This is a genomic window from Microcoleus sp. AT3-A2, from assembly GCF_036705685.1.
In the GTDB taxonomy this organism is placed as follows: Bacteria; Cyanobacteriota; Cyanobacteriia; order Cyanobacteriales; family Microcoleaceae; genus Microcoleus.
In genome coordinates this window covers 1-23,817 of sequence record NZ_JAUBVF010000010.1, presented here as the reverse complement: position 1 = coordinate 23,817, position 23,817 = coordinate 1, and the positions used below count along the sequence as shown (strand labels likewise).

The window sequence follows — 23,817 nt, the reverse complement described above, 5'->3', positions numbered from 1 at the left end:
TCTAGTTAATATCTCACTCAGGTTATAATTCCGATCTGCTAAAATCTGCCGATTGGTAGAGATTCTGAACCTGAAAGCTGGCGCTTGTTTAGCACCGACAACTTTATTTTCCTTTGTGATCCCAGTACCTGAGCTAATTTTGATAAAATTAGAGCGAGCAGAGTTTATAGTTCCCTTCAATAAAACACCGCTCTAAGGTTGATGCCGATGCTTTGGCGGAATTAGAGAAGTTTTTGGCTAAGGAACCTGTAGCGCAAAGCTAATTGATCGGGTGGGCGTAAATACTCGGCTCACCCTTCCCAATTCACCACGAGCTAACTTTTTGTTTGGTAGAACACAAAACATTCTGAATAACTTCTAGAGCAACAGATTTAACTACATTAATACTTACACTATTACCCAGTTGATGATAAGCTTTATCATCATTAGGATGCAAAATAAAACTATCTGAAAAACCTTGTAACCGTGCTGCTTCGCGGGGAGTAATCCTGCGGACTCGGTTATGATAGTAAACTCCTAATCTATTAGAATCACTGGCAACAATTGTTACAGAAATTTTCTGCGGATCGAGAAATTTATAGACTTCAAAGGAAAAATTACCGGATACAGGTTTGTATTGATTGTTGTTCCGTTGCAGGTACTTTTTTTTTACCAAGGAATCTAGAATTTCATTAAGATTGGGATGAGCAAAAAAAGTAGCTATTTGCTCTTTAGTTAATAGCTTGCCATCTTGGTCAGCTCCAAATTCTTTATTGCGCCTTTTCAAGATAAAAAGATTCATTAATTCAATTTCATCTAAACTGCACTCGCCTCGCAAACCCAGTTCCCAAGAATGAATCGAATTGCCGCCGCGATAGTCAATTAGCCGCCTACCGTGCAGTCGGCTGAAATCATTGTTAACTATTTGTTTCAAGGCATTAACAAATTCTGGCGAACAATCATATTTTGGTTCGGGATTGTCTTCCAAAATATCTGCAACTGTGACAGGTTGACTTAACGGGGAAAAGAACGATAGCTGTTGATGACTAGAGGAATGCGAATCTTTTGGGCCTAAGTCAGAAATTAAGCCAAATTGGGGCGAAGCATTTAAAATTCCTACTAGGTAAACTCGGACACGGTTCTGAGGTAAGCTAAAGTTAGAGCTGTTAAGCAAAAAATAATCGAAGCTGTAACCTCGGCTTTTGATTTCGCCCTTAATAGTTTCGAGGGTTCTGCCGCCGTCGTGGCTGACAAGCCCCCGCACGTTCTCGAAAATAAATGCTTGAGGTTTAAAGGTATCAATTAACCTCGCAATCTCAAAAAATAGGGTGCCTCTGGTGTCTCCAAAGCCCTCTTTTTTGCCAGCATAGGAGAAAGACTGACAAGGAAATCCCGCTAGTAAAATTTCATGTTCAGGCAGTTTGTCAATTAATCGGATGTCGCCTAAAGGTGTGTCGGCAAAGTTTTTCTGGTAAACTAATTGAGCGTCGGGGTTGATTTCGCTGCTTAATACGCATTCTGTTTCCAGATTCAAGGAACGAGCGGCGGATTCAAAGGCTAATCTCATGCCGCCTATTCCTGAGAATAAGTCAATAAAACGGATGGTTTTCATAGCCTTAAACTCGCTGGTTAAGATTGATATCTTGCACTATTGTTAACATGAGGCAGAGCGAAAATATCTCCGTTACCAAGTTCTACCTGGTAACGAAGGGAAGCGCATAAACTGCTATTTCTTGCTACTAATCCATTCCTTAAGATCCTGAATGGTAAAAATGGCTTGAAAATCCAATCCCGCCTCGCGATATAATTCCCCTCCACCTTGCTCTCTGTCAATCAGCGACAAAACACGATCGACTTTATAACCCGCACCCCGCAACCTTTCCACCGCCTGCATCGCCGACTTACCCGTCGTCACCACATCCTCCAAAACCGCCACATTCGTCCCCTCTGGCAACAGCGGCCCCTCAATATACGCCATTGTCCCGTGTCCCTTCGTCTCCTTTCTGACAATTAGCGCCGGAATCGATCGACCTTCCAGAGCCGAAACCACACTCACAGCAGTTACAATCGGGTCAGCACCCAAAGTCAAACCGCCCACAGCTTCCACATCCGACGACAGCATCGACAACAGCAAACGTCCCGTTGCCAAAGCACCTTCAGCGTGCAGCGTCACCGGCTTGCAGTTAATGTAATAAGAACTTTTCTGCCCCGAAGACAACACAAAATCACCTTCGCGATAGGCAAACTCGCACAATAAATCTAGAAGTCGATCGCGCAACACCTTTAAATCCGCAGCATTCATAACTCACACCGTGTAAAAAACACAAATAATCCGTCGATAATCAGTTTATATTGGAATCGGAATTAATTAAGGAGGCCCAAATATATGAGTCAAAAGTTAAAAAGCCTGAGCGGCGCGTTGATTCTCGCTGTCGCCTCTGCCGCAATGGCATACGTCAAACCAGCTCAAGCACAAACAGAGCGATTTCACCCGATTGCCGACGACTTCAACCGACAATACTTTGAAGCTTCAGGAGACTTTTACCACAACGTCAGCTTGCAAGGTTACTTGGGCGACTATTTAGGCATCGGTTCCCCCAGCGGCGTCGTTGCCTTTCCCGAAAAAGAAATCGAGCGGGATGCCAGTCGCATCAACGGCTTTTACCGACGAGTCATGCAGCGGCAAGTTTCCAGCGACCCGATTCTCCGCGTCCCAGATGCCGTCAATCCCTTCGATGCCTCAATCATGGCACTGCCTGCAGCTTGCCAGCTAGGACCTCAACCAAGCGGCTGTTTCCCCACTCCCGCCGGACTCCAAGATCAGTTTACACTTCCAACACAGCAGGAAGGTTCACCGACTGATCCAGGACCAGTTAGAGGACTTTATCAAGTATCGCCGGCTGGCCAGAATTAGTCGATCGACAGTTGCGAGTTTTGAGCCGAGGCGGGTTTACTCAATCTTGGATTTGTATTAGAGAGAAAGCCTCAACCCGCCCCAGAAGCTCATGTTTTGGCAATCGTTTCGGTAAACGCGCCACTGACTTTTTTTTCACAATCGCAGTTATTTTACAATAATAAATATTATCCAATATTTATCAAACAATGCTGCCATCAGGCATGATTGTTCTTTTCAAAATAGCTTCGCCCAGATTAGCTCCCGCCAAGTTCGCTCCTCTGAGATTTGCCCCGGTCAAATTAGCCCCTCTCAAATCAGCTTTGCCAAGGTTTGTCCACCGGAAATCTGCCGCGCTCAACTCTGCAAAACAGAGATTTGCCCGGAAAAGATATGCTCCAGTGAAGTGAGCTTCCCCGAGGTTAGCTTTAGAGAAATTAGCTGCATAGCAATGTGCTTCAATCAATTCGGCTTGAGTCAGATTGGCTTGACTGAGATTAGCAAAGTTGAGGTTTGCGCCCATCGCATTAACTCGAGACATCACCGCACCGATTAAATTCGCCTCTCCAAAATCGGTTTGTTGGAGATTGGCACCGCTAATGTCAGCCCCAATTAAATTAGCACCGCTCAAATCAGCTCCCCTCATGTCGGCCGCTCGCAGGTTGGTTCCAGTTAAATTAGCTTTAATTAAATTAGTTTCGAGCAGTTGCGATCCAGCAAGATTTGCTAAACTGAGGTTGGATTCGGCGAGGTTTGCCGCAATTAATTTAGCCTTAAACAAATCAGTCTTAAAAAGGTTAGACCGCCAAAGATACGCACCTCTGAGATTTGCTTCGGCGAGGTTAGCTTCACTGAGATCCGGTTCTATATTTGGGTTGAGACTTCTCCATTCAATCCAACTAACTGCACCTTTTTTTAACAGCGCTAAATGCTGTGTGTTTGCCATAATTGCATCTCCTTTAACGGCTATTCCTTGCGACCAACAATTGCTGGATTTTCTCGACCCGTCACATTTTCCACCGCCGCAATTGCTGCCTGGGAACCTGCTATAATATCTCGTTCTGCGCCGCCGAGGTAAAGCCGTCCGAAACTTCCTACAGCCTGAACCTCTAAGATGTTAATAGATGCGCCTTTTTCTGCTTCATTAGCCGCAAGCGCTGCATAGGCTGCAGGTTCTACTTCTAAGACGTAAAGCGTTTGTCCCGCCAGCAGCAACTGTCCGCGGCGGGTGCGGTTGATTAATTGTGTTTGGTGGGGGTCAATGTTGCGAATAATTTGACTGGAAATCACTCGCGGTTTGATACCTTCTTCTCTGCGGACTCCCATGAATTCTAGAATTGCTTTGCCTGCGGCCCGCGTTTCCCCCTGCAAGCCCGAGTGTACTTCCAGAAGACCGTACAAGCGTTCGACTATCTGCACTCCCGGGCGCACGGAGGCTGATTTGAGAGCGACATCGGTAATTCGGTTAATTTCGATACCGGGCGAGATTTCTATCCACAGCGACGCATCCCCCGGCAGTGGCAAGAATCCGGCGGCGATGGTGCCGATGTATGCTGCGTGCTGTGGTTGCAAGTTGTCTAGAAATACGTAGCTGCGTAGCTCTATACCCAAAAGTTTCTATCTCCGTCGATCGAGTTCCAACACTTGTCTGTGCAATATCTGAGTTTACCTTTTTTTGTCAACAACACCTTGTCTATTGTTGGGACTGCCGCACTGCCTCACAACCGAGTGAGGTGTCAGACCCGTGATTTCTAGTGCTGGAGTGCCTCAGCAAGCAATTTTAAATTTTGTGCGCCTGCTAAAAATATGATATCAATCTGTAGTAATACGTGGAACTTAGCAATGTTTACCGCTAGAGATGGATTTAACTTTAATAACCCCTCGATATAGTTTTGATAGTTAAAGATTTTAGCCAACAGAGAGCATTTGAATTATGAAACGTTCTGATTTATCCAAAGCAATCGGTGCAGGTATTATAGCTGCTGGTTTAGCCATAGCACCAGCTCATCTGCCTGCTTCTGCTCAGACAGATACAACTCCTGGTACTAACAACACTACCACCACCACAACTCCTCGCTCCGATGTCTACACTGCTGAAACCGATCGCGATTTTGATTGGGGATGGTTGGGATTGCTCGGCTTGTCTGGCTTGTTGGGTTTGATTCCCCGCAAACGTGAAGAAAATGTCCGCTATACAAATACAACGAGTGATCGCGAGCCCGCCGTGCGTAGTGACTACCGCTAAGAATTGAGTATTAGGGCTGTGGGCATTATGCAGGGACAGGATGTTTTAACCTGTCCGACTAGCACCAATAATCATCAAAAAACCTCCATCAGTGAGGTTTTTTTGTTTGAGATGATGCGCGAGCAAACGACAATAAAATTGGTTACATCTGACCTATTGCACCATTTTCATGAACAGGCTTTCCGCCCTGTTCCACAAAGAGTGAATTTTCTTGCATACCGTTGCTCCAGGCCAATCAATAAAATCATTATTGAGAATGGTGCAATATTTCAGATATAACCGGACTTGAGATTATTAACTTATTCCTTTTTTTCCTTCAAGTTCTTAACGTCTTCGCGGTTCGTTAAATAAAGACTTTTCCGACACAAAAACACTTTAAATAAGGTTTTGGCCCGATCGATCGAGTACCTCCCAAATCGCCTGCACCAACTTTTCGGGGTCTAAAGGCTTACAGATGTGTCGCTGGAACCCCGCAGCCAGGGCCTGCTGATAGTCAATCTCTCCAGCATAAGCCGTGAGGGCGATCGCCGGAATCCGTCCCCCTTGGTCGGGCGCCAGAGCCCGAACCTGTCGCATCAACATATAACCGTCCGTGTCGGGCATTCCAATATCGCTCAACAGCAAATCCGGCACAGACTGAGTTAAAACCGCCAAGGCATCGGCGGCGTTAGCAACTGCTGTAACACTTGCCCCACAATCCTCAAGCAGAAAAACCACTAAATCTAGCGCATCGGCATCATCATCCACCGCTAACACCTTGACACCGCTCAAATTGAAGGATTGATCCGGCGCCGCAGTTCCCGCAGGACTTGTCTGAGATTGGATCGGCATCAGAGGTATCCTGACAGTCAAGGTTGCACCTTGTCCTTCGCCGGGACTGTCAGATTTCACTGTACCGCCGTGGAGTTCGACGAGATGGCGGACGATCGCCAATCCTAAACCCAATCCGCCAAACTTGCGCGTCATCGAGCTGTCAGCTTGCTGGAAGTAGTCGAATACATAGGGCAGAAAATCAGGTTCGATACCTTTTCCCGTATCAGTTACAGTAATTTGGGCCAAGGTGTCCACCCGATCGAGAACGACTTCGATTTTGCCGGACGGCGGGGTGAACTTGACGGCATTCGACAGCAAATTCCAGACTACCTGCTGAAGTCTGCCCGCATCGCCCAACACCGGGCCGAGATTCGGTGCAAATTGAGTGCTGATTTGAATCGACTTGGCTTCCGCAGCCAGACGCATCGTTTCAATGGCAGCGCTGATTACCCCGGCTAAATCCACAGGTGCAATATTCAAGTTAACCTTACCTTGCAGAATCCCCGACACGTCGAGCAAATCTTCGATAAGCTGAGTTTGTAGTTTGGCGTTGCGCTCGATCGTCTCTAAGGCGTAACGCTGCTTTTCCGGTGTCAGAATGTTCGATTGAAGCAGCTTCGCCCAGCCCATAATCGGGTTTAAGGGAGTCCGCAATTCGTGGGACAAAACAGCCAAAAATTCGTCTTTGACGCGGTTAGCCTGTTCTGCCTCTTCCCGCGCTGCCTTTTCCCGTGCTAGAAGGCGTTCCCGTTCCGCTTCTGCAACTTTGCGATCGGTAATATCGGTGTTAGTGCCACACCAGCGCAGCACGTTGCCTTGATCGTCGCGAATCGCCACCGCGCGGGAGAGAAACCAGCGGTACGATCCGTCTTTGCCCCGCAAGGGGAAAGTATCTTCCCAGAGTTCCCCTGTTTCAATGCAACGCCTAAATTTTGCGACAACGCGCTCGAGGTGTTCCGGGTGCTGTACCTTTTGCCAGCCCCAGCCCTGCATTTCCTCTAGGGTGGTGCCCGTGTAGTCAAACCACCGCTGGTTATACCAAAAAATCGCCCCAGCAGCATCTGTCATCCAGGCCAACTGAGCGATGTTGTCAGCTAGAGCGCGGAACCTAGCCTCGCTTTCGTGCAGCTCATGCAGGGCTCGCGCGTGCAGGATCACCGTCCAGAGGCGAGCCACCACTTCTTGCATTAGCCAAACTTCATCGGGCCGCCAGTGCCGAACCACCTTTGATGCCACCAGCAAAAGAGCCACCCAGCGCCCTTCCTGAAGGCAGGGAACATCGACCAAAGCGCGAATGGACACGGCACCGTAGTTATCGACCAAATGGGCTGTATACGGGTGATTAGCGATATCTGAGATGACAAGGGTTTGACCTGCCCAAGAGAGAGTTTTCAGTTCTCGCGTCTTAAAGTCTGAGATTTGATAGATGCCGACGGTGCTGGCAAGGTCGGATTGGTGCCAGTCTTGCTGCACAATTGCCCGATCGGCTTCTACATCAATTTCGTGCCAGATGCAGCGATCGACCTTTAAATATTCTCCCAGACTGTTCATCGCTTCCGACAACATTTCTGCGGGGTTGAAGCGCTGCCGCAAGCGGGCTTCGAGATCAGAGAGAAACTGCTCGTTGAGTTGGGCTTGTTTGCGATCGTGAATATCGGTGTTTGTGCCGATCCACTCGACAATCTGGCCTCCTGCGTCGCGAATTGGCACGGCCCGGGACAAATGCCAGCGTTCCATTTGGTCTACTGCCCGCCGGAGGCGCAGCTCAACTTGATAAACTTCTCCTGTGATTAGACATTCTTCCCAACGGGCCCAAGATTCTGCCAAATCCGAGGGTGGGACTAGGGATTCCCAATTGCTTTGAACGGCTTCCTCGTAAGACATCCCCAGATATTCCAACCATTTTTGTTGATTGGTAAAGCGAATTTGTCCGCCGGAACTTACGTTCCAAATCAGGTGGGGCAGCGACTCAGCCAGGAAGCGGAAGCGGCGATCGCTTTCTGCTAAGCTTTCTTCGGCTCGTTTGCGATCGTCAATATCAATGCCGATACCAGCCCATTGCAACACCTTTCCCTTCCTGTCTTTGACGGGCACAATTCGCGCTAGATGCCAGCGGTAGATGCTGTCAAACCGGCGCACCCGGCACTCGAATTCGTAGGATTCCCCTGCTTGAATCGCCTTGGTGCGCGTGGCGTCAACTGTTGGCAGATCCTCATGATGAAATAATTGCAGCACCGGTCCAGCCAGGGGCAATTGTGCTGGGTTCATGCCCGTATAGGTTTTCCAATGTTGGTTGCAAAACTCTAACCTGCCGTCGGCGGTGTTGATCCACATTAATTCCGGGACGCCATCGGCGAGGGTGCGGTAGAGATTTTCGCTGTGCCGCAGTGCTTCTTCTATTTGCCTGCGCTCGGTTTTGTCCTGCATAATTTTCAGCAAACCTTGCACCTCGCCGGCTGCGTCGCGCAGGGGCATCACCAGCCCGCTGCCCCAAAAGCGGCTGCCGTCTTTGCGGACGTGCCAGCGCTCGTTTTCTGCCTTTCCCTGAGTCAGGGCGATGTGCATTTCTGCTTCCGGCTTTCTAGCAGCAGAGTCTTCTGGGGTGAAGATGATGCGTCCGTGCTGCCCGACGATTTCAGCTTCGGAATAGCCCAGCAATCTCTCGGCGCCTACGTTCCAACTGGTAACGTGTCCGTCGGTGTCGATGGTGAAGATGGCGTAGTCTTTGGCGCTGTCGAGAATCAACTGCAGGTGGGTTTCACGCTCGCGCAGTGCTGCTTCTGCTTGTTTGCGCTTGGTAATGTTGCTGGTGAAGCCGACTATTTTGGTCAGTTCACCTTGCTGGTTGCGGATCGAACAGCCGCGCTCCCAAACGTCTATCCAGCGCCCGTCTTCGTGCCGGACTCGGTACTCGACTTCGTAGCGATCCGGAATATTCAAGATTGATTGCCCCCCGGCCTGGAGGCTTGCCAAATCGGCGGGATGGATGCGTTCTCTCCACCACTCTGGTGTTGCCGGTGCATCCTCTGGGCACACACCGACGATCGAGTACAGTCCCTCGGAACGGTAAACTGAGTTTGCTGCCAAATCCCACTCAAACACCAGGCCGTCGATCGCCCTTGTTGCTAATTGGAAACGGTTGTAGCTTTCTTGCAAGGCGAGTTCGGCCATTTTGCGAGCGGTAATTTCCTGTACCACGATATGAATCCCGACAATCTCTGGGCCCCTGTCTCTGAGCGGCCACCAATTCTGTAGCCAAGTGCGAACAACAGTGGGTTGAGCCCTAGTTTTACCCGTGAGTTCAAAATTCCGGATCGGTTCTCCGGTGTCTAGAAGGTGGCGCAACAAAGGTTCGGCTGTGTCTGCCCAGTCGGGGACAATTTCGCGTAGGGTGCGGCCGATGTGCGCTTCGACGGCCAGGCCGTTCATTTGGGCAAACCGCTGGTTGATCCGCAGGAACCGCAAATCTGTGTCTAAAACGGCTAAACCCACGGGAGTTGTTTGGTAGAGCGACTCTATCTCTAGAAGTTGACGGCGCACGGTTTGTTCGCTTTCTTGTAGGGCGAGTTCGGCCTTTTTGCGATCGGTAGCATCAAATAATACTCCGATAAACCGCACTGCTTCGCCTGCCTCGTCGTAGAGATAGCGCCCGAACGCGCTCAACCAGCGGATTTCTCCGCTGTCGGCCCGGATGATGCGGTATTCGGGGGAGTAGAGCGATCGGGTTTGCCGAGCTGTTTTTATTTCCTGCAGGACTTGCTTTAAGTCGTCTGGATGCACGCAGTTTCGCCACAAAGCCGCGCTTGCTTCGCCGTCTGGTACTGGTTCGCAGCCCAAAATGCTGAAATGGGTCGCCGACCAAATTACTCGATGTGTTCGCACGTCAAAATCCCAGGTTGCCATGCCTGAACCTTCGATGGCCACGCTCAAACGTTCTTCGCTTTGTTTTAAGGCAATTTCAGTTTGTTTGCGAGCGGTGATATCTGTGAGGGAACCGACGGCCCGCAGGGGATTGCCTGACTCGTCCCAAATTGCTCGCCCTCTGGCTAAAATCCATTTGTAGCGCCCGTCGGGACAGCGAACGCGGTACTCGCAGCAGTAATGTGAGGTTTCTCGATCCAAGTGTTGCTGCCAATTGCTTTGCATTCTATCCACATCATCGGGATGAATGTAGCTCAAAAATTGGCCGAAGTCCTTGACTTCTTCCGGCCGACGTTCCAAAATCTCTAAACCGCGATCGCTAAGAATCTGGCAATTGGTTTGCAGGTTGTGATCCCAAATGCCATCGTTGTTGCCCTGCAAGGCTAGCTGCCACCGTTCTTCGCTTTCTCGCCAAGCTTCTTTGGTTTGATTGGCGCGATCGATTTGTACGGCGGCAACGGCAAAGTCTGCTAGGACGATCGCGATCCGCAAGTCTTCGGCATCGAATTGGCGATCGGAATCGTGAGATACAATCCATATTGCCCCCAGCGGTTGATTTTCTGCTTGCAGTGGCACGACTAACGCTTCGGCGATCGGCAATTCTAGCTGCTGTAAGTCGGTGAAGTATTGTTCTGGAGCGAAGTAAAGCTGGGGAGTTTGGCGATCGAACCCGGCTCCCGACAAACGCAATCTCCGGGGTGTGTTTGTGTGTTCTGCGGCTTCCCACGCGCCCGCCAATGCCTCCCAGCGAAAGATTTGTTCGGAACGGGCATTTTCTTCTAGTAAGCATACTCCGACGCTTCCTGCGCCGCACAAATCTTTAGCAATCGCCACCAGTGTTTTGAGCAGCCTGTGCGGTGAGGTTGCCAATTGTCTAGCCAGCGTTTGCAGCGCTCGGTTTTCTGCTTTGTGATCGTGCGATCGAGGGATGCGGCGCGACAGTTCCTCGGCGATCGGAATGTCGGTTAAATTAGTTTGTGGGGTTTGCCAAGCTTCCATCAATTAGTGGTCTCTACGTCTTTCGGTCTGAGCTGGCGAGCGTATATCAGCGCCTTCTTAAAAGCATTTGCTATAAATTGTAGCATCTAGCGAGATACAGAATATGTGAGCTATATTGGAAATTACTTTTTAGTTTTCAGGCTAGTTGATTGGGAGTAGTCCAATTTTGTAAAAAGCGTTTTTTCGGACTGCGAGCATCCCCATCGCTTTATATATTTTTAGCGATGGGATGCTCGCACGAAGAGTGAAAGCTTGCACGCTTGATGATAGGAGGAACTCTTGGGAAAGTAAAAAGCGTTGTTTAGGACTGCTTGCGTGACCGCACAGCACAGTATATAAATATAGCGAGCAAGGTGTGAAACCCGCGCCAGAGCTTGGTCTAAAATCTCGCTTTTTCCACAACAGGAATCGCGGGTTCGTATCCGTTTTTGGGCGGGTCAAGGAATCAATTCGCCCCCACAAAGAGATAAAATAGTATTCAGAAAAGCCTTTAATTCTGGACAGACTGCGGCAGCCTCCATGAGATTTTGTCCCTCTAATATTCTTTTGGCATCCCGTGCTTTATCATAACTGCGACGTTTTCCCTGTTCAAATATTTCTTTAATCCGATAAGAAGGTGGATTATTGTGATTGACCAGTTCAGGAGAACCGCTAGGAATGGCTCTATTGCCTCCTGATATTTGCTGAATTTTTGACCAAAAAGGTAACAGCCAAGCTTCAAAGTCATGGGAAGCTGCATGGGGATAAAATTTAGGATTTTCCCCCACCCATTTTTTCATTTGAGCCTTAGCGTCTCCTGCATCTTTAAAATCTTTAGTTCCTGTATAAACATCTGTTAATGCAATTACAGCATCATAACCATCTTTTCCTAAAAAATTTTTAACTACACGCTTTAGCTTGTTTTCTTTAGGAATGCGGCCGTGTTGAGGTTTAGTATCGAGTTTTGGCATTTGCTGCAAACGCGATTCCAAAAATTTTCGCAATATAGGCATAAAAGCTGTTTCTGTTTTTCCTTCTACTATGATGGCAATCTTCACGGTCTGCCTCCAATGATATTCATTGCCCAAAGCTGATCCAAGCTATAATCTTTTAACCAGTGTTCTAATTCTATAGAGTCAGCCCAAGTTAGAGTTGTTAATCCATCTTCAGTATTGCAGACAAGCACCTCTTTAGGCTCTAAAAATCCGATCAGTCTATCTGAATGAGTTGCTACAATTAGTTGAGTTCTTTGAGAAGCTTCTCTCATAGCATGAGCTAGTTGTTGTAACAACTCTGGATGTAAACTAACTTCCGGCTCATCAATCAGCGTGACAGCGGTCAAATCTCGACTTTGCAGTAAGGTGATTAACCAGAGAAATCGCAGCGTTCCCTCGGATAGTTGGTGCATATAAAAAGGATCAGAAAAATTTCGCTCCTTCCAAGTCATTGCTAAAGTTCCGGCTGCTACTGGCGGAAAGCTTAATCGTTCAAAATTAGGAAAGGCCGCAGCAAGCGTATCTTGGATAATTTCAAATCGATTTGGATCTGTTTCTCGCAGGTAATAGAGGCATGAAACTAAATCTTCTCCCTTGGTACCGGGCAAAGTTGCAGGCCGCATAGATTGAGGTAAACGTATAGGACTTTGAGGAGAAAGATTCAACTCCCAAGCCTTATAAAAGCTACATGAAGCTAAGTGCTGCCTCAATGTTTCAGGTTCCCGATACATCTTAGGAACCTGAGCGAGTGAGCTTTCAAAAGGATTGTACTGCCAGTTTGGACGTAGTAGCTTTTCATCGTCTGGACTGTAATATTTGACATCTAAACCGCGAGATTCAATATACTTAAAAGGTTGAGAAGCATTAAGATCGCGCCGTTGGGTTAGAGTTTCTGAACCAATTTCATAGAATGGACCTTTGGTTGCAAGTTTCAGAGAATATTTAAGGGGTTCCTGATTCTCTATAGGCATTGATAAGGAGATTGACACGCTATCAGCCCGGTCTAATGTTACCATCTGATTTAGACCGCTCAACTCTGAAATTTTGGACTGTAACTGACCGTTGGCTGATGCTGCTAAAAGTGAGAATATTTCTAAGAAAGAACTTTTCCCAACACCGTTAGCACCAATCATCACTGTCAGAGGTCGCATTTCCACCTCTGCCGAAAACAAACGGCGAAACCCCTCGATCTTTAGGCGCTCAAATGTGTTCATAACTTTTGCCCTTGAGCTTGTAGAATCGTAATATGCACAATTTTATTCCAGAATCGCGCTTTTTTCCCTATCTAACTTGGACAGAAATTCAGTCTATGCTGGATAAGGAAAATACTGTGATAATTCTGCCGCTAGGTGCGATCGAACAGCACGGCCCCCATTTGCCTTTAATTGTAGATGTGGCAATTAGCACAGCGGTGACAGGCAAAGCCCTGGCAAAGTTAGAGGCAAATATTCCCGCCTATGCTTTGCCACCTTTGTACTATGGCAAGTCGAACGAACACTGCCATTTTCCCGGTACCATTATGCTCAGTGCTCAGACACTTTTAGCAGTCATCAGTGAAATTGCAGACAGTATTTATCAGGCTGGATTTCGTAAATTAGTGTTAATGAATGGCCACGGCGGACAGCCACAGATAATGGAAATTGCGGCGCGGGATATTCATCAAAAATATCAAGATTTCTCAGTTTTTCCGCTGTTTGTTTGGCGCGTTCCTAATGTGGCTGCTGAATTATTAACTGCGAAGGAGTTGGAGTTTGGGATTCACGCTGGTGATGCAGAAACGAGTTTGATGTTGGCAATTTTGCCATCGCAGGTAAAAATGGAACTGGCTGTTACAGAATATCCGCAGGGTTTACCAAGAGACAGTTTGCTGAGTATGGAAGGAAATTTGCCTTTTGCTTGGCTGACGCGAGAGTTGACTGAAAGTGGTGTGTTGGGCGATGCGACGGTGGCGACGAAAGAAAAGGGAGCTCGTATTCTCGAATCTCTCTCGGACGGCTGGGCACAAGTTATCAAAGATGTTTACAAATTTCGCCAGCCGCGTAGTAATTAAAAATTAAGAATTAAAAATCAAAAATTGTTCTAATCCGTGTCAAAATGAGTCTAAGAAATTTTTTGAGTTGGAAAACTAACGATGAGTGTAAATTCTAAATTGCAGCGCGCTTTTGAGCAAGGTCGCGCCCTGAAAATTATCAGCGGTTTAAATAATTTTGATGCGGCGAATGTTGCGGCTGTCGTCAAAGCAGCGGATCTCGGCGGTGCTTCCTTTGTCGATATTGCTGCCGATCGCGATTTGGTATTGATGGCAAAACAGTTGACAAATTTGCCAATTTGTGTATCTGCTGTGGAACCGGAAAAGTTTGTGCCTGCAGTAGAAGCTGGCGCTGATTTGATTGAAATTGGCAACTTTGATGCTTTCTACGCAGTAGGCCGCCGCTTTGAAGCTGAGGAAGTTTTGCAGTTGACTCGCGAAACTCGATCGCTGTTTCCAAACATCACTCTTTCTGTAACAGTTCCCCACATTTTGGCACTCGACAAACAAGTGCAGTTAGCAATTGAATTAGTCAAAGCTGGCGCTAACATCATCCAAACCGAAGGTGGCACCAGCGCCCAACCAATTCACGCTGGCACATTGGGATTAATTGAAAAAGCAGCGCCTACTTTGGCCGCAGCCTTTGAAATTTCCCGCGCCGTATCCGTCCCCGTACTCTGCGCTTCCGGTATCTCCAGCGTCACCGCACCCCTCGCTATTGGAGCCGGTGCTGCGGGTGTTGGTGTCGGTTCTGCTGTCAGCCAACTTAATAGCGAAGTGGCGATGATTGCGGCTGTTCGCAGTTTGGTTGAAGCTTTGGCTTTGGTTTCGCGATCGCACTTGTCGGCTTCCATTTAATTAAGAAGGAAGAAGAAGGAAGAAGGAAGAAGGAAGAAGGAAGAAGGAAGAAGGAAGAAGGAAGAAGGAAGAAGGAAGAAGGAAGAAGGAAGATTTTTTCCATCCCCCACTCTCCCCATCCCCGACTCTCCCACTCTTCCCCTCTCCCACTCTCCCCATCCCCCACTCTCCCCTTCTCCCCTCTCCCACTCTTCCCCTCCCCCACTTTTCCTTAATAATTGATAAACCACACGGCATAATCATCTAATAACTGATTGTTGCGGGAGATTACATCAACTGACTCTAACTCGAATAAAGGCAACATAAACTTTTGGCGATCGCTGACGCGCTGCACTTCCACAAATATGCCTTCTTCCTGAACCACCAAATCCTCCAACCGATTAATTGTGAATCTATCAGTATAAGAAGGTTGAGTTTTTTTGAGCCGTGCATATTCTTTTTTGCGGCCTGAACCCATTGTATATTCTTCTTCCCATTCAAACTCTTCTATGCCGGTCACGTGGCAGGGAAGTTGAATATTTTGCTTGATGTACTCTAGATATTTGACTGTATTTTTTAGAGTACAATCAATATTTTTAGAACCCAAAATCTTACTGATTTTAGTTTCAAATTGCTTGTTATTAAATGGCATATTTTTATCGAGATGCGCTAACGTTTCTGGATCGAACCCCGCTCTCAATTCGGATAATTCCTCCAGCAGGCTCTGAAAGTCGTTGACCGGTTTCGGTCTTCTGCCTGCTACAATGGTTTCATCAAGCTGAACTGGAGGAAGTTCGGATTGTGAAGAAAGGGATTTGCTTTGATCGGGGCGATCGTCCACTTTAGACTTGTTAACTTTAGACTTGTTAACTTTAGGCTGGTTAAGTTTAGGCTTGTTAAATTTAGGCATCGCTCGGTCTCGCTGGATCGGTTTATCAATAAAGTATATCTTGGCAGAAGTACATTCGTGTCTGATAGGAGGAAGCTGTAATGCAACTACTGAAATCACCTGATGAATCGCCAGTCTATCAAGGACAATTCGGCGAATTTACGATTACTCAAAACGATCGCACGGGAGTGTTGATTTACCGCGCTGGATTGGGGGTGGCGGCGCTGTGTTTTGCGATCGGCACTACTCTGGTGCTACAACAGGGCGACAACCCGATTGCAATCCAAGCTGTAACGCCTGTTTTTGCTTGTTTCTGGATAGCTTTAGGCGTCAGCTTGGCAACTATTCACATTTACATGATTGCGCTGCACCGAACACTACAGGCGTTTTGGGCGATCGGCGGCGCGGCAGCATTATTTGTCGCCCTACAAAGCAGCCAACCTCTAGCTTTAGCAGTGTACGAACATCCCGCCACGTTGTGGGGAATTGGCTTTACTTTTGCAGCCTTAAATGGCATTTATTTTAAGGAAGCATTCTGCTTTAATCGCCTCGAAACTAAGTTTTTGACTCCGGGAGTTCCTCTGTTAATTTTAGGACATATTTTTGGATTTTTGTCAGCCGAGAATGAACAATTTTTGCTGGCAGTTTGGGCGGCTTTGTTTATCATCTTTGCTGTGCGTAAGTTTTTTCAACCAATGCCGCAGGATATCGGGGATAAAAGCGTTTTTGAGTATCTGAAACACCAATAATTTGGGAATGGGGCATTGGAAATGGGGTATTGGGCATTGGGAAATTCTATCACTTTCCCACTATTTCCCTCTTCCCCAGTCTCGCCGAATCGGTCTCCATACCCGAATAAAACATCTAGATCGAGTTAAAATGAGAATTCGTCTAATCCGCCGCCGAGAAATGTGGGCAGTTACCAAGGAAGGTTGGGTAATTGCTCTGATGGGATTAATAATTGCAATGATCTTAATTCTCACAAATATCCATCCGTTTTTGGCTGTAAATGCGCCGATTAAAGCAGATATCTTGGTTGTCGAAGGCTGGTTGCCGGATTATGCGATCGAAAGTGCGATCGCCGAATTCAAAAAAGGCGAATACCGCCAATTAATCACCACAGGAGCTCCTTTAAGTAAAGGCTACTATCTCGCTGAATATAAAAATTATGCCGAACTAACTGCCGCGACTTGTATTGCGCTAGGATTTGATAAAAACAAAGTAGTAGCAGTACCAGCAGCGAGTGTTGTGAAACATCGCACTGCTGCTTCTGCGATCGCACTTCGCGATTGGCTGGCTGCTTCTGCCATAAAAGTTGACTCAATTAATCTTTATTCCTTTGGCCCTCACGCCCGCAGAAGTTGGATTGTATTTAAAGAAGTGTTGAATCCTGACACTAAAGTCGGGATTATAGCGGCGGAATCGCAAGATTACAATCCCCAACAATGGTGGAAATCGAGCGAAGGTTTTCGGACTGTGATTGGAGAAATTATTGCTTATATTTACGCCCGTTTCGTTGATTGGAAAACCTAGCCAGTAATTGTCAACTTCCCTCTTAATTCTCTTCGCTTTATTAGCGCCTTACCCGTTCGCAAAAAAAATATATAACACTTTTAAATCTGTGGAAATACAGAAAACAGCAGTGCCCTTTTTTTACCCGGACATCTGTGAAAATACAGGCCACGGTAGTGCCATTTCCCTAGCCAAGGAATACAGGAAATGGCAATGCCGTTTCCCTACTGTATTCATTCCACCGAAGATGATAAAATTATTTTCAGATAAGTTGAGGGTAACTCGTTGCTAGAAGAACGCGCTTACTGGTTAGCATGGTCACAAATTAACGGTATCGGGCCGATTTTGTTGCAAAGATTGCACGAAAATTTCAATAGTTTGGCAGAAGCTTGGGCGGCAAAACCAGTAGATTTAATGCGAATCGAAGGGTTCGGCAAGCAGATAATTGAAACCGTTGTGCAAGAACGCACTAAACTCAATCCCGAAGAATTTATCGAAAAACATCTTATAAAAAATCCCTGTTTTTGGACGCCTGCAGATCCAGATTATCCCCGCTTATTATTGGAAATTCCCAATCCGCCACCAGTGTTGTATTATCGTGGTAATGTCGATCGCAAAGAGAATCACGGAATTACGCCGACGGTGGCAATTGTTGGTACTCGTAGCCCTTCGGAATACGGCAGAAGGTGGACTCGCAAAATTAGTACGGCTTTGGCTAAAAGTGATTTTACTGTGGTTTCGGGATTGGCGGCGGGCATTGATACAGAGGCTCATACAGGCTGTTTGGAGGCGGGAGGAAGGACTTTCGCAGTGGTGGGGACGGGAGTAGATATTGTATATCCTAAACAAAATGAGAGGTTGTGCGATCGCATTTTGCAGCAGGGATTGGTAATTAGTGAATATCCGGCGGGGACTCAACCGAATAGAACTAATTTTCCGCGCCGAAATCGCATAATTGCTGGCTTAAGTCGCGCTACAATTGTGATAGAAGCTCCGCATAAATCGGGTGCTTTAATTACTGCTTATCAAGCCAATGATTTTTGCCGGGATGTGTATGTTTTGACGGGCAGATTGGATGATGAGCGTTCTTTTGGTTGTTTGGAGTTGCTGAGTAAAGGTGCTCATCCGATTCTGCCGAGTAGCGATCGACTGTTAAGCGAAGACAGGTTGTTGGAAATGCTCGGAGCTATGCCAAAATTGGATAGAGCCGAGCAGTTGTCGCTATTTCCTCCAAATCCGACGGTTGAGAAGCAAGGGCCGCCGTTGGAGCCGGAATTGGCTAAGGTGTTAAGTGCGATCGAATCTGGGCCGATTTCTTTTGATGTAATTGTAGAAGCAGCGGGATTAGAAGCGGGCACAGTTTCTAGTATACTTTTGCAGTTGGAATTGTTGGGATTAGTTTCGCAGTTACCAGGAATGCGATATCAGCGCTGCTGATTTGTAAGTAATACGGTTTAGGCTATTGGTGTCAACTTAAGTCTAAAACCCTCTTTATCTCTCGTTTACCGCCGAGGCCAGATCCCCCTAAATCCCCCTTAAGAAGGGGGACTTTGAGAAGATTCTTGTCCCACCCCCTACTCCCCTTTTTAAGGGGGGTTAGGGGGGATCAAGACCTTGATAGTCAGCGGTAGAAACCGCATATATACAAACGAATTCCGTTTAGGCTATGGGTGTCAACTTAAGTCTAAAACCCTCTTGCTCTCTCGTTTACCGCCGAGGCCAGATCCCCCTAAATCCCCCTTAAGAAGGGGGACTTTGAGAAGTTTCTTGTCCCACCCCCTACTCCCCTTTTTAAGGGGGGTTAGGGGGGATCAAGGCATTGATAGTTAGCGGTTGAAACCGCATATATAGAAACGAAGTCCGTCTCTAAGATACTGAAGAATAATAAGGACTAAAGTCCTCATTACGAACCTTTAAATCAATCCGAAATTAGCAGCACTAATACTGTTAGCAGAAACTCCAGCCAGAGAAGCTAAAATCTCCCCTGTTTGTGCAAACCGGATTAATGTTGCATCGCTATCTTGGACAATGGCCAATTGCGAGAAACTCAACCCGTTACCCAATACTAACAAGTCTTGACCGACTTCAAAATCAGTAATCGTATCAGTACCGGAGTTGGTAGAGAGTAGGAATTTATCTAATCCCCTTCCTCCTACCAAAGTATCACTTCCCAAACCGCCCGCCAGTAAATCATCTCCCTTACCTCCGTAAAGAATATCATTACCATCATCGCCATTCAAAATGTCAGCACCACGGTTGCCAAACAAAGCATCATCACCGCTACTTCCGAGGATTGTATCGCTACCTTTGCCACCGAAAATAGTGTCATTACCCAGACTTCCATCGAGGGAATCATTGCCCCTCATTCCCATCAACACATTATTCCCGCTGTCGCCAGTCAGGATATCGTCGCCATTGGTACCGAGAATTGCATCCGGGGAATTGCTGCCCAAATCTGCATCACCGCTGACAACAGGAGTTGCAATCCCAACAGGCAATACTACAGCTTCAATTCGGCTATCTAAAGCAGTACCAGTATTGTCAGCAACTACCTGGGAAATAGGTTTATTTCCGGCACCAACTGATTTGAAGTCTTGAGTGGTTGGGCCCAAGGCTACTTGTTGGAGGCGGGCAAGTGATTCAGGAATTGATGTTCCGGTTGGGTTGGAGACAGCCGCATCAATGCGTTGATTGGCTGTTGCCATTACTGTCGCTGCTTGCGATGTAATTTGGCTGACTTGTTGAGAGTTGAAACTGGGGTCTATTTGCTGGATTTTCGCGCCAGCTTGCTGAATGATTGGTTCTAAGGCTGCGGCATTGCTGAGGTTTAAGACTGTACCGGATTCAATTTGATTGGTAATTGAAGTGACAACAGCTTTGACAATATCAGTATTGACGGCAAGGGAAGCACCATCAATCAAAGCGCTGGTTTGAGTGATGAAGTTTTGGACTTTCACCATTGCGGCTAAGACTTGGACTCCGCCCGGTATGTTGTTGTTGGTAGCTTCTATTGGATCGAAGCTAGTTAAGTCAACATCACCGGGGAGAGAAAGGGCGGCTTTGACGAAAGATTGGGCTTCTTCTGGTTCAATTCCTTTGTCGATTAAGTCGGCGATTAAGCTGGTTAGGAGTGTGACTACACTGGCATCTGGTGGTGCGGTGACTGGTGTTTCTAGGGGTAAGCCGGTGGCGGTGTCAGTGCCTCCTGTGGCTACTAGATTGCCTTCTGATGGGTCTATTTCTCCGTTTTTGTTAGTGTCGAATGTCTCGAAGGGGATGTTGAGATTGAATTTACCGCCTGTGTCGGTTGTGGTGGATGGTTCGTTGGTGTCGAGGATGCTGTTTTTGTTGGCATCTAAGAAGACAATTGCACCGGAGATATAGCCATCAATCACCCAGCGGCCATTTTTCGTTGTTACCGTGAAAGTCTGTTCGCTACGGCCACCGTAATTGTCTGTAGCTATTAACTTCACCTTGAAGGGTTGCGAACCGCTTGGGGGAGTTCCAGTGAATGTGATGGTGTTTTGCCAGTAGTCGTATTGAAGCCAAAGCCAGCTAGTTTTTGAGTCACTGTATAAAGGACTGCCATCAGGTAGAGTTAACTGGTAATTAATCTGGTCGCCATCGAGGTCAGTGTATACATTTTTGATAGGTTGGTTAAACTCAATGGGCTGGGAACCCAGGTTAATTTGCTCTTCTGGCGGGTGGTTCTCAACCAGAAAACTCCCTCCGAAGGCAAAGGGGGAACCTGCCCAAGCATTATCAATTGCTTGCACGCCCCAGTTATATGTCCCGCGAGGCAAGTCTTTAAGTTGCCACTGGGTATTTTGACTAACATTCCCCAACCCAACAATTTGTCGAGTGCCGTCCTCCAGAGACATCGGGGAAAGAATATACTTACCGTCGGAAGTCTTAACTCGCAGGTTATAGCTTAAACCATCATCAGGAGTTTGAAGGTCAGTTGCTTTGTTCCATTTAAAAGTGACTGTTCCACCATCCGACTTAGCCGTCGTCAGCCCTGTGGGTGCAGTGGGAGGAGTGTTGGCATTAGGGGTGTTGTTGTGGAAGACTTTGGTAAACAAGCTATACTTACCTGAATCACCTGTAAGCAGGATATCCAATTTGTTATCCTGGTCATAGTCTCCCCAAGCAGGTGTGGAAGAGTAATTATTACCAGCCTGTACGCCACTGTCTATTTGTGCGCCGCTATCGGTAAAGCCATTGCCCGTGTTGCGATAGACTTTGGTGACGCCTGTTACTGGGCTTGCGAAATCTTGTTGCTCCCCACCAGTGACCAGGATATCCAATTTGCCGTCATTGTCGTAGTCTCCCCAAGCAGCTTGAGCGTAACCCAAACCAGGTATCTGTGCACCTATGTCTTCAAAGGTGGCTGGCCCATTGGTACTGGTTGTGTTGCGGTAGACTTTGGTGAAAAGCTGGGATGAACCATTCGCGCCGTCTATCGCCCCCGTGAGCAAAATATCAAGTTTGCCGTTGTTGTCGTAGTCTCCCCAAGCCATATCAAAAACAGTGGCGCCAAAGCGAGGGAATTCTGAACCTAAACCAGGCAATGATACGTTTGTGTCTTTAAAAACGCCATCGCCCAAGTTGCGGTAGAGTTTGGCTTTTTGCCTTGGCCACGGTGATTGAGTCTGTTGTGACTCCCTTACCCGGATCAGAACATCGAGTTTGCCATCATTGTCGTAATCTGCCCAAACCCCAGGACTGGTAGCACCAGCTATTTCGCTAGTAGAAAATAGTGGTTCGCCAGTATCAAGACGTGCTTTGCTATCTTGAAAGCGGTCTTGATACATAGAGCCTGTGTTGCGGTAGAGCGTAGTGGCGATCGAGTAGTCGCTCCCAGAACCTTGTGTATTGAGCAACAGATCGGGACGCCCGTCATTGTTGTAATCTGCCGAACTCGATCGAATAATTGCAGAGGAGAGGTTGTTAGCCAGAACTCCATCTGGGGTAAATTGCACACCACCGTTGTACGTGCCATTGCTGTAGATTTCGTACTTAAAAGTGTTGTTGCCATTGTTAGTGATCGCAGATGTATCCAGCCTGCCGTCATTGTTGTAATCTGCCCAGACTGGACCATAACCATCTCTTCGATTAGCTTCGCTAAAGCCATATTCGCTCAACTTTTGGCCGGTGTTGTTGTTGTAGGTTCCGGTGTTGTCGTAGATGTACCTGTTTCCGAGGATATCTAGTTTGCGATCATTGTTGTAGTCTCCCCAGATGGCCGAAGATAAACCAGATATCGGAGCGTTCGTGTCGGTGAAAAGTCTGTCAGCATCAAAAATTTGCAAGGTGGTAGAGCTTTGAGTGCCAATATTGGCACTATCCGCACTAGCGATCCGAAACGCGATTTCTTCTGTTCCCTCACCTTGAGTATCCGGCAAAATGTTAATTGTGAAAGTTTGAGTAGCTTCGCCTGGTTTAAAGGTGACGGTGACTTGACCAGAGTCACTGGAGGCAAATTTCCAATCTGTTCCCTCAGTCGCTGAACCACCAGTAACAGGTTGTATGTACACCTGGGAAATTTTGTTTAGAGCATCCGCAGTCCCAGTGCGAGTGAGAGTAATTTGTTTCGTCGGAACGCTTTCATTGACTTGGTAAGTAGCTTGGGAAAAATTTACCGTGGGAATACCAAGTAGCGGTCCGCTGTCGTTATCGGCGATCGCTACCGTCACGTCTGGACCACTTGTGTTATATCTGGTATCAGAACTCGATACATAGTGAGTAATTTTAGCGCTGTGCGCGCCTTCCCCAATCGTATCGTCAACCGCCTTCACTGTAACGCTTTGAGGGACATTCCAATTATCCGCAGTGAAAGTGAGAGGAGCGATCGCCGCTATCTGCTGACCTGTTGTGAAATTGATAGTTACCGGGGCGATCGGCTGTGACGTTAATTTGATGTCATAATTGCCATTCGCGCCACCTTCTGTAGCAGTTGTACTCGTAGGTGTAATGAGCACATATGCTGCGTCGTTATCGGCAATCTGTACTTTTACATCCTGAACAGCCGTCCCGCTATAGTTAGGGTCTGTACTGGTAAGGATGTGAGCGATCGTGCCGCTGTGCGTACCTTCGGCTTTGCTATCGTCGGTAGCGGTGACAGTGACTGTTTGCGGGATATTCCAGTTAGTGCTGTTGAAATTAATTGCAGAAACCGGATTAATTTCACTCCCCGTATTGAAGCTGAGGCTAACAGGTGCGCTCGGTTGGCTGTTGAGCTTGACTGTATAACTGCCCGTTGCACCGCCTTCTATAGCATTTGTACTCGTAGGTGCAATGGTAACACCTGCTTGTTCGTTGTCGGTAATCGCTACATTTACATCCTGAACCGTCTGACCGTTATAGTTAGTGTCTGAACTGGTAAGAGTGTGAGCGATCGTGCCGCTGTGAGTGCCTTCGGTTTTGCTATCGTCGGTAGCGGTGACAGTGACTGTTTGGGGGATATTCCAGTTAGTGCTGTTGAAATTAATCTCAGAAATCGGATTAATTTGACTGCCTGTCTGGAAGCTGAGGTTAACATCTGCGTTCGGTTGGGTGTTGAGCTTGACTGTATAACTGCCCGTCGCACCGCCTTCTGTAGCAGTTGTACTCGTAGGTGAAATACTCACACCTGCTGTGTCGTTGTCGGTAAGCTGTTCGACATCTAAACTGCATTAACTAAGTTACCTTTATTTTTTATTTTTCGGTTCCATTTTATAATTAGTC

The 23,817-nt window shown here is 47.3% G+C and carries 16 protein-coding genes; 7 read left to right on the top strand and 9 right to left on the bottom strand.

All coding sequences use genetic code 11. The annotated features are described in order from the left end of the window. Positions 1–304: 304 nt before the first annotated feature. On the bottom strand, positions 305–1,591 hold the full coding sequence (gene dcm, locus QUB37_RS08610) for a DNA (cytosine-5-)-methyltransferase (RefSeq protein ID WP_333160952.1): 1,287 nt from the start codon (positions 1,589–1,591) through the stop codon (positions 305–307). 114 nt (positions 1,592–1,705) lie between these two features. After that, on the bottom strand, positions 1,706–2,281 hold the full coding sequence (gene pyrE, locus QUB37_RS08605) for an orotate phosphoribosyltransferase (RefSeq protein ID WP_333160950.1): 576 nt from the start codon (positions 2,279–2,281) through the stop codon (positions 1,706–1,708). 84 nt (positions 2,282–2,365) lie between these two features. Between pyrE and QUB37_RS08600 the strand changes: the two genes are divergently transcribed. Next, complete coding sequence (locus QUB37_RS08600; RefSeq protein WP_333160948.1) at positions 2,366–2,893, top strand: hypothetical protein; 528 nt, start codon at positions 2,366–2,368, stop codon at positions 2,891–2,893. Between the two features lie 181 nt (positions 2,894–3,074). Here QUB37_RS08600 and QUB37_RS08595 read toward each other — a convergent pair whose 3' ends face one another. Then, on the bottom strand, positions 3,075–3,818 hold the full coding sequence (locus QUB37_RS08595; protein WP_333160946.1) for a pentapeptide repeat-containing protein: 744 nt from the start codon (positions 3,816–3,818) through the stop codon (positions 3,075–3,077). 20 nt (positions 3,819–3,838) lie between these two features. After that, positions 3,839–4,483, bottom strand: a complete 645-nt coding sequence (locus QUB37_RS08590; RefSeq protein WP_333160944.1) for a hypothetical protein — start codon at positions 4,481–4,483, stop codon at positions 3,839–3,841. Positions 4,484–4,805: 322 nt separating this feature from the next. On the opposite strand from QUB37_RS08590, the gene QUB37_RS08585 reads away from it, so the two are divergent. Then, entirely contained in the window at positions 4,806–5,117 is a 312-nt protein-coding gene (locus QUB37_RS08585; protein ID WP_333160942.1) for a WGxxGxxG family protein, read from the top strand. A gap of 375 nt (positions 5,118–5,492) precedes the next feature. Here QUB37_RS08585 and QUB37_RS08580 read toward each other — a convergent pair whose 3' ends face one another. The 3 genes from QUB37_RS08580 to QUB37_RS08570 form a co-directional block, all read right to left on the bottom strand. Beyond that, positions 5,493–10,850: a PAS domain S-box protein gene (locus QUB37_RS08580; RefSeq protein WP_333160939.1), complete on the bottom strand. Its 5,358-nt coding sequence runs from the start codon at positions 10,848–10,850 to the stop codon at positions 5,493–5,495. Between the two features lie 437 nt (positions 10,851–11,287). Beyond that, complete coding sequence (locus QUB37_RS08575) at positions 11,288–11,917, bottom strand: DUF4276 family protein (protein WP_333160937.1); 630 nt, start codon at positions 11,915–11,917, stop codon at positions 11,288–11,290. After that, positions 11,884–13,038: an AAA family ATPase gene (locus QUB37_RS08570; RefSeq protein WP_333160935.1), complete on the bottom strand. Its 1,155-nt coding sequence runs from the start codon at positions 13,036–13,038 to the stop codon at positions 11,884–11,886. The genes QUB37_RS08575 and QUB37_RS08570 overlap by 34 nt, the downstream gene beginning before the upstream one ends. 32 nt (positions 13,039–13,070) lie before the next feature. Here QUB37_RS08570 and QUB37_RS08565 point away from each other — a divergent pair, with 32 nt between their 5' ends. Together QUB37_RS08565 and QUB37_RS08560 are read left to right on the top strand one after the other, a co-directional pair. Further along, a complete protein-coding gene (locus tag QUB37_RS08565; protein ID WP_333160933.1) occupies positions 13,071–13,874 on the top strand; it encodes a creatininase family protein in 804 nt (267 codons plus the stop codon). Positions 13,875–13,955: 81 nt separating this feature from the next. Beyond that, the gene (locus QUB37_RS08560) at positions 13,956–14,711 is read left to right on the top strand and encodes a DUF561 domain-containing protein (RefSeq protein WP_333160931.1); all 756 of its coding nucleotides are present in this window, start codon (positions 13,956–13,958) and stop codon (positions 14,709–14,711) included. A 211-nt stretch (positions 14,712–14,922) separates the two neighbouring features. Here QUB37_RS08560 and QUB37_RS08555 read toward each other — a convergent pair whose 3' ends face one another. Next, on the bottom strand, positions 14,923–15,600 hold the full coding sequence (locus QUB37_RS08555) for a calcium-binding protein (protein WP_333160929.1): 678 nt from the start codon (positions 15,598–15,600) through the stop codon (positions 14,923–14,925). A gap of 80 nt (positions 15,601–15,680) precedes the next feature. On the opposite strand from QUB37_RS08555, the gene QUB37_RS08550 reads away from it, so the two are divergent. From QUB37_RS08550 to dprA, 3 genes are all read left to right on the top strand, one after another. After that, positions 15,681–16,328 carry a DUF2301 domain-containing membrane protein gene (locus QUB37_RS08550; RefSeq protein WP_333160927.1) on the top strand — a complete coding sequence of 216 codons (648 nt, stop codon included), beginning with the start codon at positions 15,681–15,683 and terminating at the stop codon, positions 16,326–16,328. 130 nt (positions 16,329–16,458) lie between these two features. Further along, the gene (locus QUB37_RS08545; RefSeq protein WP_333160925.1) at positions 16,459–17,112 is read left to right on the top strand and encodes a YdcF family protein; all 654 of its coding nucleotides are present in this window, start codon (positions 16,459–16,461) and stop codon (positions 17,110–17,112) included. Between the two features lie 264 nt (positions 17,113–17,376). Continuing rightward, positions 17,377–18,528 carry a DNA-processing protein DprA gene (gene dprA / locus QUB37_RS08540; protein ID WP_333160923.1) on the top strand — a complete coding sequence of 384 codons (1,152 nt, stop codon included), beginning with the start codon at positions 17,377–17,379 and terminating at the stop codon, positions 18,526–18,528. Positions 18,529–19,004: 476 nt separating this feature from the next. On the opposite strand, the gene QUB37_RS08535 is transcribed toward dprA, so the two are convergent. Beyond that, on the bottom strand, positions 19,005–23,720 hold the full coding sequence (locus QUB37_RS08535) for an FG-GAP-like repeat-containing protein (RefSeq protein ID WP_333160921.1): 4,716 nt from the start codon (positions 23,718–23,720) through the stop codon (positions 19,005–19,007). Between the last annotated feature and the right edge of the window lie 97 nt (positions 23,721–23,817).